Origin of the sequence: Pseudomonas sp. ICMP 561 (assembly GCF_002699985.1) — a bacterium.
Classification (GTDB): Bacteria; Pseudomonadota; Gammaproteobacteria; order Pseudomonadales; family Pseudomonadaceae; genus Aquipseudomonas; species Aquipseudomonas quasicaspiana.
In genome coordinates this window covers 69,466-83,819 of record NZ_LKBT01000001.1, presented here as the reverse complement: position 1 = coordinate 83,819, position 14,354 = coordinate 69,466, and the positions used below count along the sequence as shown (strand labels likewise).

Genomic DNA, 14,354 nt, shown 5'->3' with positions numbered 1-14,354 from the left:
TTTCGGATGATTGGCATTTTTTGACCCGATCATCTGGATTGAAATGAGATTCCCTGTGGGAGCGGTGCTTGCCCGCGATAAGGCTGGACGCGATCTAAAGTGAACCGCGTCCAGCCTTATCGCGGGCAAGCACCGCTCCCACATAGGGTGGCATTTCAAGTCAACAGAGCTTGGATGCCCCTCAAGCCCGGTTTTTGCTCATCGCACTGAACCCTTTCCCCGTTCCACTGCCTCATTCCTCATCATTTAACTGACTTGCAGGCTTTTCCCATGCGCACTCTTGAATTAGCGGGCAAACAGGTTCCGGTTATCGGCCAGGGCACCTGGCACATGGGCGAGCGTCAGGACATGCGCTCGGCCGAGATCCGCGCACTGTGTCAGGGCATCGAGTTGGGCTTGAACCTGATCGACACCGCTGAAATGTATGCCGACGGCATCGCCGAACAAATCGTCGGTGAGGCCATCGCCGGGCAGCGCGATCGCGTGTTCGTGGTCAGCAAGGTTTACCCGCACAACGCCAGCCGCTCGGGCATCCCCGCCGCCTGCGAACGCAGCCTCAAGCGGATGAAAACCGACTACATCGATCTCTATTTGCTGCACTGGCCGGGTTCCTATCCGCTGGAAGAAACCGTTGAAGCCTTCGAGCGATTGCGTGAAGAAGGCAAAATCGGTCGCTGGGGTGTGTCGAACTTCGACGTACCAGACCTGCTGGAACTGAATAACCCGGCCTGCGCCACCAACCAGGTTCTGTACAACCCGGAAGACCGTGCCATCGAGTTCGATCTGTTGCCTTGGGCAGAAGCCAACAATTTGCCGACCATGGCGTATTGCCCGATTGGTCAGGGCCAGGCCGGTAACCTGCTGCATCACCCGGCGCTGCACGAAATCGCTGCACGGCACAACGCGACTCCGGCGCAGATCAGCCTCGCGTGGGTATTGCGTCAGAGCAACATGATCGCCATTCCTAAAGCGGTCACACCGAAACACATCGAGCTCAACGCGGCAGCGGCCGAGCTGGCCCTCACTGCACAAGACCTCGCGGACATCGACAGAGCCTGGCCAGTGCCAAGCCGCAAAATGCCGTTGGCGATGGTTTGACGTTCGTGGGACCGGCTTCAGTCGGGAAGGGGTCGATACAGGCGATGCATTTGTATCTTCAGGAATATCGCCATCCCGAATAAATTCGGTCCTACCGGGCTCTACGTCTTGGCGAGATTACCGGTAGGAGCGAATTCATTCGCGAAGGGGGCGGTACATCCACCGCTTCTTTATCGTCAGGAATGCTGACTTCCAGGATGAATCCGGTCCCACAGGATCGCGCGGGACCTGAGGAGATCGAAAACCTGTAGGAGCGAATTCATTCGCGAAGGGCCGGTACATCCACCGCTTCTTTATCGTCAGGAATGCCGACTTCCAGGATGAATCCGATCCCACTGGTGGAATCGAGAGTGCAACAAAACTGCAATAACGGCTTGTCATGATGCGCACTTCGTCCTTTTGCCACGGACCCGGCGCATAACGGCCAGCGAGCATTCATGAACCAAAGCATCGTGCAGAACCACCAGGATTCAGATCTGTTCGGCCTGCTTTACGGTTTCAGTTTCAAACCCGGTGAAAGCGGCCGGGAAATTGGCTCCGCCGCTGCTTTGCAGTGTCTGCACTCCAGCGACAGCGGTGATGAATTTATCTGGCTGCACCTCAATCTGGCCCACGCGGCGTGTGAACGCTGGATGAAGACCAACCTGCGTCTGCCAGAGGAATTCTTCGAAGCCTTGCACGAAGGGTCACGCTCGACTCGTATCGAGCATGTGGACTCCGCGCTGCTGGCGGTGGTCAACGACGTGGTCTTCGACTTCAACATGTTGTCGACTGACATCTCCACCTTGTGGGTCTGCACCCATCACAACCTCCTGATCACGGCCCGGCTGCATCCGTTGCGTTCTGTGGACAAGCTGCGTTCTTCGGTCAAACGCGGTGAGCGGTTTCGTTCGCCGCTGGAGTTGCTGGTGCATCTGTTGCGCGATCAGGGCGAAGTACTGACGCAGTTTCTGCGCAAGACCAGCCTGAGTGTGGACAAGATCGAAGACCAATTGCTGTCGCAGCGCCTGAGCAATAACCGTTCGGAGTTGGGGGCGATGCGGCGGGTATTGGTACGCCTGCAACGACTATTGGCGCTGGAGCCCGGCTCGCTGATGCGTTTGCTGCATCGCCCGCCTGACTGGTTGCTGGAAGCCGACGTGAAGGAGTTGCGGCAGTCGACGGAGGAGTCGGCGCTGGTGATCAGCGATCTGGTGGCGTTGGGTGAGCGCATCAAGTTGCTGCAGGAGGAGATCGCCGCGAACCTCAACGAGCAGAGCAGCCGCACGCTGTTTACGCTGACGGTGGTGACTGTGCTGGCGCTGCCAATCAACATCGTTGCGGGGTTCTTCGGGATGAACGTGGGCGGTATTCCGCTGGCGAGCGATCCTGAGGGTTTTTGGGTGTTGGTGGCGTTGGTGGCGACGTTTACGGTGATTGCGGGGCGGTGGGCGTTTCGCAAGAATCGGGATCAGGGGTAGGTTTGTGCGCTCTCGCGCGTTAGGTGTTTTGAGTACATATCCGTTATTGGGGTAATGGCGGATATTGGTTGCGCTTTTACAGCGCCTCACTTTTGAAGCCCAAAAGTAAGCAAAAAGGCTCTTGCCCCACCACTAGGTGCCTCGCTGTCGCTCGGCATGCCCGTAATCCGACATTGCTGCGTGGGGCCGCCGCCACCGGCCATCCATGGCCTGAGGCGGCTAAACCGGCATCCCTGCCGCCCCTTCCGTTAACAAGAGCCCCCACACAGCAATATCGAATTCCGGCCGTCGTGGTTTAACGGGGCGCTTAAGGTCAAAATCAAAAGCACGGCGGCCTGACAGCCGTCCTGATGTGTGAATTTACCGCTGTTTTGTAGGAGCTGCCGAAGGCTGCGAAGCGGTGTGTCAGACGATGTATTCGTTGGCTGTGGTGACGTCTCGCGAACAAGTTCGCTCCTACCGGGCCGAGGCGATCCCGCCGTATTCGCTTTGCTTTTGATCTGCTTTTGACTTTAGGCGCCCCGTCAAACCACGCTGGCCGAACGTAGATCTGAAACCGTGGGTAACCCGGCAGGACGCCGGGTTAGCCGCACCGGGCCATGGATGGCCCATTGCGGCGGCCCACGGTTTCAGATCTGCGGGCGGGCATCCCGAGCCTAGGCGAGGGACCGAGTGGTGGGGCAAGAGCGTTTTGCTTACTTTTGTCTGGGCCGGCTTCCGGATCTATCAAAAGTGAGGCGCTGTAAAAGCGCAACCAATATCCGCCATCACCGCGGTAACGGATATGTACACAAGCCGCAACACTCAAGGCTTAGGCGCCGAGCCGCTACTCTCCCAACCCCCACCCAACGCCAGAAACAGATCAATCTGCCCCATTGCCACCTGCGTATTCGCCGTCGCCAACTGCGCGCGCACATCGGTGTAGGTCCGGGTTGCCTGCAAATCAGCCAGAAACGAAGCGCGTCCTGCCTGGAAGAAACGATGCGTCTGATCCGCCGCCTGCTCCGCAGATTGCGCAGCATCGGTCAGCGCATCACGGCGTTGCAACAGCGCCGTATATTGCGCCAGTCCGGTCTGGGTTTCCCGTATCGCATTCAGCACCACGCCATCAAAACGTGCCAATGCCGCCTGGCTCGACGCCTCGGCCTCGTGAATCCGGGCCCGAGCGCCGTTCGATGGTACAGTCCAGTTAATCAACGGACCAAAGCCCCAACGGTTAGCGACCGGCTTGCCCAGGTTTTCCAACAGGCCCACGGTGCCGACGGTCGCACCAATGCTGATGTCCGGGTACAACTCACCCGTCGCCACACCGATTTCAGCGGTCGATGCCGCCAGACGCCGTTCCGCCTGACGCACATCCGGACGGCGCTTGAGCAGTGCAGCGCCATCACCCACCGGCATTACCTGCGCGATATGCGGCAACTCATTACAGGTGCTCACGCCCGTCGGTAATTGATCCAGCGGTTTGGCCAGCAGCATCGACAAACGATACAGGCCGGTCTGACGCAACGCCTCGTAACGCGGCAGTTCAGCGCTCAGGGATTTGAACTGGGTTTCCGAACGCGTTACTTGAGTTTCATCACCACGCCCGGCGTCACGCAGACGCTGGGTCAGGCTGACGCTCTGCTTTTGCAGGCTCAGCGACTCCATGGCGATGTCGTGCTCTTCGTTGGCGGCGCAGACCTGGGTATAAGCGCGAACCACGTCAGCCACCAAGGTGATGCGTGCGGTGTCGGCAGCTGCCTGAGCGGCATCAACGTTGGCGTTGGCCGCTTCGATACCCCGTTGCAGCGTGCCGAACAAATCGAACTGGTACGACGTAGTAATACCCACATCCCCGACGTTACCCACCGGGACTTTCTCGGACAGCAAAAACGCTTCGCCGGACTCTTGAAGGCGCTGCGCACCGGCTTTGGCGCTGGTGGTAAAACCGCCCGCAGCTTCAGCTTCAGAGGTCTGGTAGCGGGCGCGTTGCAGGTTGGCGGCGGCGATGCGCAGGTCGGTGTTGGAGGCCATGGCCTGCTGCACCAGTTGATCCAGGTGTGGGTCCTGATAAAGGCGCCACCAGTCAGATGGCACGGGCGCAGAAATCGTGTTGACCGATTCCCCGGCCAACTCGCCCTGCAGGTCCGGGCGATTGATCGCGGCGTCCTTGGGCAGTTGGTAATCGGGGCCGACCATCTGACACGCCGACAGCAGCAAGCCAAGCCCGACTGTTGCCGTCAGGCGCGTAAGGTGTGTCATTTGCCGGGCTCCTCTGTGTGAATTGCCTGACTGTCTTCGATGATCGACACGGTGGCGGTACGCCCGGCGATCATGCGGAAGTTGTCCGGCACTTCGTCGAAGGCGATGCGCACCGGAATGCGCTGGGCCAGACGTACCCAACTGAACGCCGGATTGACGTTGGGCAGCAGGTTGGAGCCGCTGGTGCGGTCGCGGTCTTCGATACCGGCGACGATGCTCACGACGTGGCCCCGCAGACGGGCGTTGTCGCCGATCACCCGGATGTCCACGCCCTGCCCGATATGAATGCCGTCGAGCTTGGTTTCTTCGAAGTAGCCGTCGATGTGGAATGAAGCGCCGTCGACGACCGACAACACAGGTCGACCCGCGGTAACGAACTCGTGGGCGCGGGGTGCGCGGTCGTTGAGGTAGCCGTCTACCGGGCTGCGGATCACCGAGCGATCCAGGTTCAATTGGGCGGCATCCACCGCCACTTGGGATTCCTGCAAGGCGGAGAGGGCGCGGGCTTCCCTGGACTGGCTTTCTTCCAGTTGCTCGCGGGCCACCAGATTGCCGAGGCCACGGTTACGCTTGTTCTCGCGGCGGGCCTGTTCCCAGGTTTCCTGACGCTCGGCAACCGTCGCCTTGGCCTGGCGCAACGCGAGGCGGAAGCGGTCCTGATCGATGGTGAACAGCACCTGGCCTTTGCTGACCAACTGGTTGTCGCCGACGTCGACTTTTTCGATCAGCCCGGACACGTCCGGCGCGATCTGCACGATGTCGGCGCGGATGTGCCCGTCGCGGGTCCAAGGGGCGTACATGTAATACATGACCATGCGCCACACCACGATGGCGGCGAAGGTCACGACCAGCAGAGTCAGGACCACACGGCCCAAAGTAAGCAGAGGTTTTTTCATTTCATCAGGTATCGACTGAGAGTATCCACGGCGCCGAGCAACAAAGCGTATAGACCTACGTTGAACAATGCCCGGTGCCAGACCAGACGGTAGAAATGGGTACGCGATAACACCGCGTGGACCCCGAGAAACAGTAAATAGGTGATGCCCATCAGCGCGAGAAACGTGGGTACGAAGACCCCGCTGATGTCCAGATCGCCAATCATAGGGACGCTCCGTCGAGGCCATGGGGCGGTAATTCTTCGGTTTCGCTCGCGGCATTGACGACTTCCACGCCTGGCAACAGGGCCAGGCGCAGGCCGCTCAAGGCATGCAGCAGATGCAGGCGGGCCGGTTCTTCGCCCAGCAGTTCAACGGTCAGGGCGCGGCGTGCGCGGTCCATGGTCATCAACATGCCTTTGGGCGCTGGCAGGCGCTCACCGGCTTTCAGGCAGGCCTGGAAGTGGCTGCCGACTTCTTCGACCACCTGGCGCAGCAACAGCTGTTGCCCCGCGTGCGCCCTTGGTAACCAGGCCAGCATGTCCAGTAGATTCAGCGCCACGCGCAGGTCGCGCAGGGCAATGCCGGTGTCTTGCGCGGTGATGGTCAGACGCGGCAGTTGTTGCATCAGACGGTCGAGCATTTGTGCGCCCATGGCCCGATGTTCAGCCAGTGTCGCGGGTTCGGTCAGGGCAACAATGTCGCGCCAGCTGAAGCGGGTCAGGCGCTTGGCCGCCAGTTCGACACCAAACGGACGCATGATCAGGGTCCAGATGAATGCGAACAGCAGGCCCACCGGACCGGCCAGGTTGGAGTTGATGAAGTTCAGGAAATCCGCGTCGTAGGCGCTCTGAATGCTGACGAAGGAAGAGGTGTTGACGATGGTCAGCAAGGTACCCAGGTAGAAGCGCGGCTGCACGGTCAGGGTACCGACGCAGATGAACGGGACCGCAAAGGCCAGCACCAGCATCGGGAAGTCATGCAGGTTGGGCAGGACCACGAACAGGTACAGGCTGGCGAAGACGACTGACAGCATGGTCCAGAAGAAGAACCGGTAAATCTGCGGAGCCGGGTCGTCCATGGCCGCAAAGAAGCTGCACGACACTGCCGCCAGCGCCACGGCGGCAGCACCGTCGGTCCAGCCGAGCAGAATCCACAGCACCGAAGCGACGATGATCGCCAGCACTGAGGTCATCACCGAATAAAGCATCAGCCCGCGATCCAGAAACGGCGTAATGCGCGCCAGTCGCCAGTGCCGGTAAACGGCGCGCCACGGTGTCTGGTCGTCAGTCTTGATCGCGTGTTGCAAGGTGCGGCAGTCCTGCCACAGATCAATGAATTCACCCAGTCGGTAAAGCGCGTTGGACAGCAGCAACTGACGGCGATCATCGAGCTGAGCGGCACTGGGTTGCAGGCGATCCAGTTCGCCATGCAGCGTTTCCCATTGTTTTGTCTGCAGGCCGCTGGCGGTGTTTTCCAGCCAGGCGCGCGTCTCGATCAACAGCGGCGCGAGATTGGCGACCAGTTCTGGCGTGCGCCGCTCCAATGCCCATAAAGCGTCATCCAGCGCGTCGATCACCGGCAGCAGATGGATCATGCGGCCGCGCAGCTCTTTTGCGTTGCGAACTGTTTGTTTGCGGGCGCCTTCATGAGGTAACTGGCCGATCATCAGTTCAAGGGTATTGAAGGTACCAACCATTGAACTGCGCAGGGTGCCGACTTCTTCAGCATTGGCGCTGCGTGACAGAAAGCGGTCGCAGTAGGCCGAGGCATCGCTGAACCACTTATCTGCCGAGCCCTGCATGACCGGCGCCAGGCGGCGCGGCCAGAAAATACTGCCGACCACGGCTGCGCAGACGATGCCGAGAAAGATCTCTTCGGTACGCGATACGGCGATTTCAAACACCGCCTGGGGGTTGTCCACCACCGGGAAGGAGATCAGCGGCATGGTGTAACCGGCCAGCATTAACGCGTAGCTGTTGGCGGTGCGCAGATGCAGCGACAGAAACAGCAGTGTGCCGGTCCAGAGGGCGATCACGATGGCGAGCAGAAACGGCGTCTGGACGAACATCGGCACGATGAACACTGACGCCGCTGCACCCGTGAGTGTGCCGATTGCACGATACAGCGCCTTGGAGCTGGTTGGACCCACGAACGGACTGGAGACGATATACACCGTCGCCATCGCCCAGTAGGGCCGCGGCATTTCCATGAGCAGCGCGATATACAGCGCCAGCATGGAAGCGCCGAAGGTCCGGACGCCATAGAACCAGTCACGCGCCGGGGGCACGCCTGCGAAAAAGTCTTTCAAAGCGACCCCGTGCTGTCTTGATTGGCGGCATCGCTGAAGGCTTTAAACACGCGCAACGTTGCTTCGAGATCTTCCTTCGCCACCCCTTTGAGCACCTCGCGACGCAAGCGCAGCAGCTCATCTTCAATGGCCAGCGCAAGCACGCGGCCATTTTCGGTAAGGCTCAGGGATTTGGCCCGGCGATCCGACGGATCTTCGGTGCGGCAGACGATATCCGCATTGCACAGTTGGTCGAGCAGGCGGACCAGCGTCGGGCTTTCCATGCCCGCTGCGTGGGCCACCGTGACCTGATTCACCCCGTCGCCCAGCCGCAGAATCATCAGCAGCGGCGCAGCGCAAGCTTCGGAAACACCATAGCGCACCAGCGTGTTGTGGCAGATCCGCCGCCATTGTCGGGACGAAGCGACCATGCCGCTGCTGATGCTCATCTGCAGTGAATCGAGGGACATAACTGAAACCGGGAAATTAGTTAGCGAGGATATTGTTCGTGACAACATAATTAGCTTGCTAACTATAATCCTGTAACAAAGTCTTACAGTCAAGCCTGAATGTAGGACCGGCTTTAGCCGGGAGAGAGTCAGTTCACTGCCGAGCGGACGTTGGATATCAAAGACAGAATTATGGGGGATGAGGCCTTGCAGACATGGACAATTTGAAAAAGTGCCCCGCAAATTGATTATTTTCATACCGTTGGTCGGTATTTATTTATGTTTTTTTAACTGTAAATCAGCAGTTACGGGACGCACGTCCAAAAAACTGACGTGGTTCTCATTTCGCAGTTTCCATATTTGATGATGCTTGCAGGGCAGGAGAGGTCATGGGCCCTGATTCGATGCGTGATATCGAAATACTGGCCTTTAATACTGGGTGATGTTTTATTGGCGCCAATTCAGTGTCGCACCCTGTTCACAAAAAAATCGATTCAGCCGATACGCCAGACGAAGCCATCCGGGAGCTCAAGCGCCCGGTTTAGAGACCTTTGTCGGTGCGCTGGCCGCACCTTGTGAGCATGCGATGATCGACCTCGCCACCTGGAACCTTTCCATTCCTGTAGGCACTCCATCCGTGATTATTGATACCCCTAAACTGGTTCAGGGTTATCAGGATGGTTATTTTCGTTCTGGCAATACATTGTTCTTCTGGGCTCCGGTAACCGGGTCCAAAACGGAGAACGCTAAATTCCCGCGGACGGAACTGCGAGAGACGACGGCGGACGGCAAGGTCTACAACTGGACTTACTCCCAGGCAGACAATTTCCTGCGCGCTGCACTCACGGTCAATCAAGTGCCTTCAACCGGCAAAATTGTCATCGGTCAGATTCACGCTTTCCAAAGCACCGAGCCGCTGCTCAAGGTTGAGTACCAGTTCAAGGAAAAACTGCAGACCGGCAATATCGTCGCTAAATTCCGCCGTAGCCCGGACGCTGAAATCGAAGTCATCAACATTGCTTCAGGCGTGCCGTTGAACGTGCGGTTCAGCTACAGCATCCACCTGACGCCTGCAGGCAATCTGACAGTGAATGCGGCTGACTTTGCTTGGGGTGCCAAGCTGGATGCTACGTGGAAAGACAAGCTGCTGTATTTCAAGGCAGGTGTGTATACCCAGGACAACACTGGGTATGCCACCGAAGGCGGGGCTGCAACGTTTTACAAGCTGATCATCAATCACGACAAGAAGGCGTGAATAAGGCTTGGCAGATATCTCACAGGGGAATGCAAAACCCCTGTGAGAGCTGGGCTTGCCCGCGATAAACGATAACGCGGTGTGTCTTCAAACCCCGTCTCATGTATCGCGGGCAAGCCCGGCTCCCACAGGATTGGGTTAGATCAATTCCCCCAGTTCCACAGGATTGGGTTAGATCAATTCCACTCCAATTCCACGGGATCGGGTTAACTCAATTCAAGCCCAGCTTGCCACGCAGGGTCGACAGGTCTTCAGCCAGGGTGTTAACCGGGCCCACTAGCGCTTTGCGGTCGTTCTCTTTCACTTTGTCGTACGTTTCGAAACCGCCATCCTTGGTCTTGTACTTGGCCAGGATCTTGTCCACGGTCGCGAAATTCTTGTCGACCTTCGCAGCGAACACTTTGTCGGACTTCTCGATTTGCGGACGGAACAGGTCGACGATTTTCTTCGCGCCGTCGATGTTGCCCTGGAAGTCATACAGGTCGGTGTGGCTGTAGCGGTCTTCTTCACCGGAGATCTTCGTTGCAGCCACTTCTTCCAGCAGCGCTGCGGCGCCACCTACAACCTTTTCAGGCGGGAAGGTCAAACCGGCGACGCGGGTTTCCAGGTCTTTCACGTCGGCCATCAACTTGTCTGCAATCGGGCCCTGATCCTTGGTGCTGTTTTGCGAGAACAGTGCGTATTCCAGACGGTGGAAGCCGGTGAAGTCTTCAGCATTCACACCAGCTTCATGATCATCAACACGGGAGTCGATGGACGCGTCCAGATCGCTGAACAGCTCAGCCATTGGCTCGATTTCTTCATAGAACACGCGGGTCGGCGCGTACAGTTTCTTAGCGGTGGCCAGGTCACCTTTCTTCACCGCGTCGGTGAATTTCTGGGTGTGGCTGACCAGCTCGCCGATCTGTTCGGTGACGTAGATCTTGTAATCCGAAACCGGTCCTACCAGGTCCAGCGGCGCAGTGGCGGCGAAAACCGGGGTCTGCAGCAGACCGGCGGTGAGCAGCAAAGCAAAAGGCAACTTCTTCATGGGACTCTTCCTGTTGAGGTGGCTTTAAGGGTTGGCAATTACGCAGTTTTGGTATCGGAGCTGGCCGAAGCCTGAAGCAGTGAGCGACCGATGAAGTCCTGGTCGTTGATCACGCCGGGCAGGGTGAAGAAGTACCCGCCGCCCACCGGTTTGAGGTATTCCTCCAGTGGCTCGCCATTGAGGCGGGTCTGCACGGTGATGAAGCCTTTCTCGAGATCGGACTGGTAACAGATGAACAGCAGGCCCATGTCGAGTTGGCCGTTCTTGTTAACGCCGTTGGAATAGTTGAACGGCCGACGCAGGATCAGGTTGCGCTGGCTTTCAGCCGTGCGCGGGTTGGCCAGGCGGATATGGGAATCCAGTCTGGTTTTCTTGCCGTGAGGGTCGGCTGCATAGTTCGGCACATCGGTTTCAACCTTCCCGTCCATGGGCGCACCTGTGGTTTTGACCCGGCCGAAAATCGCTTCCTGTTCTTGCAGAGGCGTGCGGTCCCAGCGCTCGACGAAGTTGCGGATGATCCGCACCGCCTGATAGCTGCCATTCACGGCCCAGCCCGGTTCGTCGCTGCCCGGCTGCACCCAGACCAGTTCGTTCATGGTCTTCTGGTTGTTGGAATCCGGATTGGCCGAACCATCGCGGAAACCCAGGAAGTTGCGGGCGCTTTCCGGCGGCTGGCCGGGTTTCTTCGGCGCTTGCGGCGGCACACTGCCTTCCTGCTTCCAGCGCACCAGCAGCAGGTCCGGCAGGTTTTTCACGATGTCGCGCAGGGCGTGGATGTTGCTGTCGGCGCTGTTGGCGCAGAACTGAATGCTCAAGTCGCCATGGCAGCTGTCCGCTTCCAGCGCATCGTTGGGGAAGCCGACCATTCGGCTCAGACGCTTGGGCTTGACGCTTTCGAGGCCGAAGCGCTCGTCGAACAGCGAATCACCCACCGAAACCGTGATGGTCAGGTTGTCCGGAGTGACCACCGGGCCAAGGATGCCGGAGTCCACAGGTGGCAACTTCGGATCAATCTGCGGCACTGTTCCGCCGGTCATCAAGAACGTGATGCGCTCGTTCAGCGTGCGAAACAGACGCTCCAGATCTTCCCGGTCAGCGGCGAGCACATCAAAGGCCACCAGCATGCCGGACGCCGGACGCGGGTTGACGATTCCTGTCTGGTGGATACCGTGGAACTCGTTATGGTCAGCGGTCTTTTCGCTGTTCGGCGCTTCGGTGACTTGTGCCGGAGCGGCGGCCAATACGTTGCCGCTCAGGCTGCTACCCGCCAAAGCCGCACCCGCAGCACCGAGGCCTAGCAGCACTCGACGGCGTTGGACGGATTGTGGGGCGTTGCTGTTGTCTGAGTCGTTCATGGCTGTTTACTTCGCTCAAAAATCAGTTGTTTGGTAACGGGGAGATCGGTCGCGAGTTCTTTGTGGGAGCTGAGCTTGCTCGCGATAAAGGTCTCGCGATCTAAAGTGAACTGCGTCCAGTCTTATCGCGAGCAAGCTCTGCTCCCACATAAAATCAAAGGCCCGAAAGGCCAAGCGCCTCATCTATCCCGTCCAGCGCATCCGCCAGTGCTTTGGCCTTGTCGGCAATCAACTTGCGTTGCACGGCATCCACCTGGTCATAAGGGCGCATGCCGCTGTCCGTGCTCAGCCCATTCAATTCGGTGTCCAGCGCAGCGGCGGCGGCATCGATCTGCTCAAGCAGCGGCTTGGCGCTTTTGGCCAGCATCGGGCGCAGCAGGTCGATGACTTTGCGAGTGCCTTCAAGGTTGGCAACGAAGCCGTTCAGATCGCTGTGGCTGTAACGCTCCTCTTCGCCGTTGCTGCGGATTTCGGCGAGGCCGCGCATGTTGCGGGCGATGACGCTGGCCAGTTGTTCAGGCGCCATGTTCTGCGCCAGCAACTGCTGCTTCAGCGTGGTGACATCGGCTTGCAGACGCTGCGCGACAGGCAGCAGACCGTCGACGCTGTGCTTGTCAAAAAGGCCGTACTCGATGCGATGGAAACCGCTGAAGCCTGGGTCCTGCTCACGTTTTTCGTAATAGTCGGCGCGGGCGTTGATTGCGTTATCCAGTTCGGCCAGACGCTGGGCTGCGGGGGCAATGCGCTGATAGGCCGCCCGGGCCGGAAGATAAGCTGCCTGTGCCGCGCTTAGATCGCCCGCCGCAATGGCGTCCTGCAGGGCGTTAACCGCCTTGATCAGCGCTGAACCCTGCGTACTCAGGTAAACCCGGTATTCGGACAGCGGACCGATGAAAGCAACCATCGAAGGGCGCGCCTTGGCACTGGCCTCCGACTCTGCAGTCGGCGTTACATGCAGCGTCCCGCGCGGGTTGCTCAACAGGCCGCAAGTAATCGCGTAGTCGCCGGGTTGCAGGTTGGCGTTGATCACCTGGCTGAGGCCCGGCGCAATGTTTTCCCGTTCTTCAATCACCAGAACGCCATCGAGAATTTCCCATTCAACAGCCCGTTCGGAGCGGTTGACGATACGAAAGGCGTTCTTGCCAGCCGGCACGGTGAGCGTATTCGGCTCGCAGGCGTGGCCATGAATGGTCACCACGGTTTCCGCATTGTTATTGGCGGCGCGCTTTTTCATGGCGGTTTGCGAGGCGTAATAAAACAGCCCGCCTGCAGCGATCATGAGCACCACGGAGCCTGCGACAGCCAATTTCAAGGCGCGAGGTGGCTTGGCTTTATCTGAAAGCCCTGTAGGACGATTCGACATGAGTTGCCTTATTCGTTTGTAGCGGAAGAGGGATGCGAATGCGCCGGTCGGGTGGGCAAACTCACCACCCGAGCGTGGGGCATAAAGAACAGAACAAGCGCGAAGATCAGGTAAATCAGGTAAGCACTGAGGGTGCTGATGGTGGGCGCATCCTGATAACCGAACATGCCCGCCAGTACCGAGCCGGTTGGTCCGTCCATCGGCAACGTGGCGCTGATGTCGAAGACCACGGTTTGCATGTGGTTCCAGACTCCGGCTTCATGCAGCGCCTGCACCGAGTTGGCCAAAATGCCAGCCGCCACCACAAGGATGAACAACCCGGTCCAGCGGAAGAACAGGCTCAGGTTCAAACGCATGCTGCCGCTGTAGATGGCGAAGCCCACGGCAACCGCGAGGATCAGGCCGAGCAGGGCACCCAGCGGCGCGCTGGCGCCTTCACTCTGCTGAAAAACGGCTAGCAGGAAGAACACGGTTTCCAGCCCTTCGCGGGCCACGGCGAAGAACACCATGGCAATCAGCGCATAGGTCTGGTTTTTCGAGCCAGCCAGAGCGGCATCGAGAGATTCGTGCAAAGCATGCTTGATAGAACGCGCCACTTTGCGCATCCAGAACACCATGGAACTGAGGATCGCTACGGCTAAAAGCCCGACGATCCCTTCGAACAACTCCTGTTGTTTTTGCGGGAATTCAGCACTGACCAGTTCCAGACCACCCCCGACGAACAGCGCCAGCGCGACTGCCAGGAAGACACCAATCCACACGGCGGGCATCCACTCGCCACGGCCGGTCTGCTTCAGGTAACTGGCGATGATGCCAACAATAAGCGCGGCTTCAATCCCTTCGCGCAGCATGATCAAAAAAGGAACGAGCATGTTTCACCAGGGTTAATGCGTTAGGCTGATCTGCTTCAGGGCCACCAAAAAGAGTCATACCTG

12 protein-coding genes are annotated in these 14,354 nt (G+C 58.8%); 3 read left to right on the top strand and 9 right to left on the bottom strand.

The genetic code is table 11. From position 1 onward, the window contains the following. Positions 1 to 270: 270 nt before the first annotated feature. Complete coding sequence (locus tag AO242_RS00385) at positions 271 to 1,098, top strand: aldo/keto reductase (RefSeq protein ID WP_099267254.1); 828 nt, start codon at positions 271 to 273, stop codon at positions 1,096 to 1,098. A gap of 437 nt (positions 1,099 to 1,535) precedes the next feature. Continuing rightward, positions 1,536 to 2,558 carry a transporter gene (locus tag AO242_RS00380; protein ID WP_027902297.1) on the top strand — a complete coding sequence of 341 codons (1,023 nt, stop codon included), beginning with the start codon at positions 1,536 to 1,538 and terminating at the stop codon, positions 2,556 to 2,558. Between the two features lie 804 nt (positions 2,559 to 3,362). Here the strand turns inward: AO242_RS00380 and AO242_RS00370 are convergent. From AO242_RS00370 to AO242_RS00350, 5 genes are read right to left on the bottom strand one after another with little or no spacing between them, the layout of a single operon-like run. Further along, complete coding sequence (locus AO242_RS00370) at positions 3,363 to 4,802, bottom strand: efflux transporter outer membrane subunit (RefSeq protein ID WP_099267253.1); 1,440 nt, start codon at positions 4,800 to 4,802, stop codon at positions 3,363 to 3,365. Beyond that, positions 4,799 to 5,698, bottom strand: coding sequence for an efflux RND transporter periplasmic adaptor subunit (locus tag AO242_RS00365; RefSeq protein WP_099267252.1), 900 nt, complete (start codon positions 5,696 to 5,698; stop codon positions 4,799 to 4,801). Before AO242_RS00365 ends, AO242_RS00370 begins: the two co-directional genes overlap by 4 nt. Beyond that, positions 5,695 to 5,904 (bottom strand): DUF1656 domain-containing protein, encoded by a 210-nt coding sequence (locus tag AO242_RS00360; RefSeq protein WP_027902485.1) that lies wholly within the window; start codon positions 5,902 to 5,904, stop codon positions 5,695 to 5,697. The genes AO242_RS00365 and AO242_RS00360 overlap by 4 nt, the downstream gene beginning before the upstream one ends. After that, a complete protein-coding gene (locus AO242_RS00355) occupies positions 5,901 to 7,988 on the bottom strand; it encodes an FUSC family protein (RefSeq protein WP_176560549.1) in 2,088 nt (695 codons plus the stop codon). The genes AO242_RS00360 and AO242_RS00355 overlap by 4 nt, the downstream gene beginning before the upstream one ends. Next, complete coding sequence (locus AO242_RS00350; RefSeq protein WP_099267251.1) at positions 7,985 to 8,437, bottom strand: MarR family winged helix-turn-helix transcriptional regulator; 453 nt, start codon at positions 8,435 to 8,437, stop codon at positions 7,985 to 7,987. The genes AO242_RS00355 and AO242_RS00350 overlap by 4 nt, the downstream gene beginning before the upstream one ends. Positions 8,438 to 9,002: 565 nt before the next feature. Between AO242_RS00350 and AO242_RS00345 the strand changes: the two genes are divergently transcribed. Next, positions 9,003 to 9,671 (top strand): polysaccharide lyase family 7 protein, encoded by a 669-nt coding sequence (locus AO242_RS00345; protein WP_095099420.1) that lies wholly within the window; start codon positions 9,003 to 9,005, stop codon positions 9,669 to 9,671. A 211-nt stretch (positions 9,672 to 9,882) separates the two neighbouring features. Here AO242_RS00345 and efeO (AO242_RS00340) read toward each other — a convergent pair whose 3' ends face one another. From efeO (AO242_RS00340) to efeU, 4 genes are all read right to left on the bottom strand, one after another. After that, positions 9,883 to 10,701 (bottom strand): iron uptake system protein EfeO, encoded by an 819-nt coding sequence (gene efeO, locus AO242_RS00340; RefSeq protein ID WP_027902481.1) that lies wholly within the window; start codon positions 10,699 to 10,701, stop codon positions 9,883 to 9,885. 38 nt (positions 10,702 to 10,739) lie between these two features. Next, the gene (gene efeB / locus AO242_RS00335; RefSeq protein WP_027902480.1) at positions 10,740 to 12,056 is read right to left on the bottom strand and encodes an iron uptake transporter deferrochelatase/peroxidase subunit; all 1,317 of its coding nucleotides are present in this window, start codon (positions 12,054 to 12,056) and stop codon (positions 10,740 to 10,742) included. 154 nt (positions 12,057 to 12,210) lie between these two features. Next, on the bottom strand, positions 12,211 to 13,419 hold the full coding sequence (efeO, locus tag AO242_RS00330; RefSeq protein WP_099267250.1) for an iron uptake system protein EfeO: 1,209 nt from the start codon (positions 13,417 to 13,419) through the stop codon (positions 12,211 to 12,213). An 8-nt stretch (positions 13,420 to 13,427) separates the two neighbouring features. Next, positions 13,428 to 14,291, bottom strand: a complete 864-nt coding sequence (gene efeU / locus AO242_RS00325) for an iron uptake transporter permease EfeU (RefSeq protein WP_099267249.1) — start codon at positions 14,289 to 14,291, stop codon at positions 13,428 to 13,430. Positions 14,292 to 14,354 lie beyond the last annotated feature (63 nt).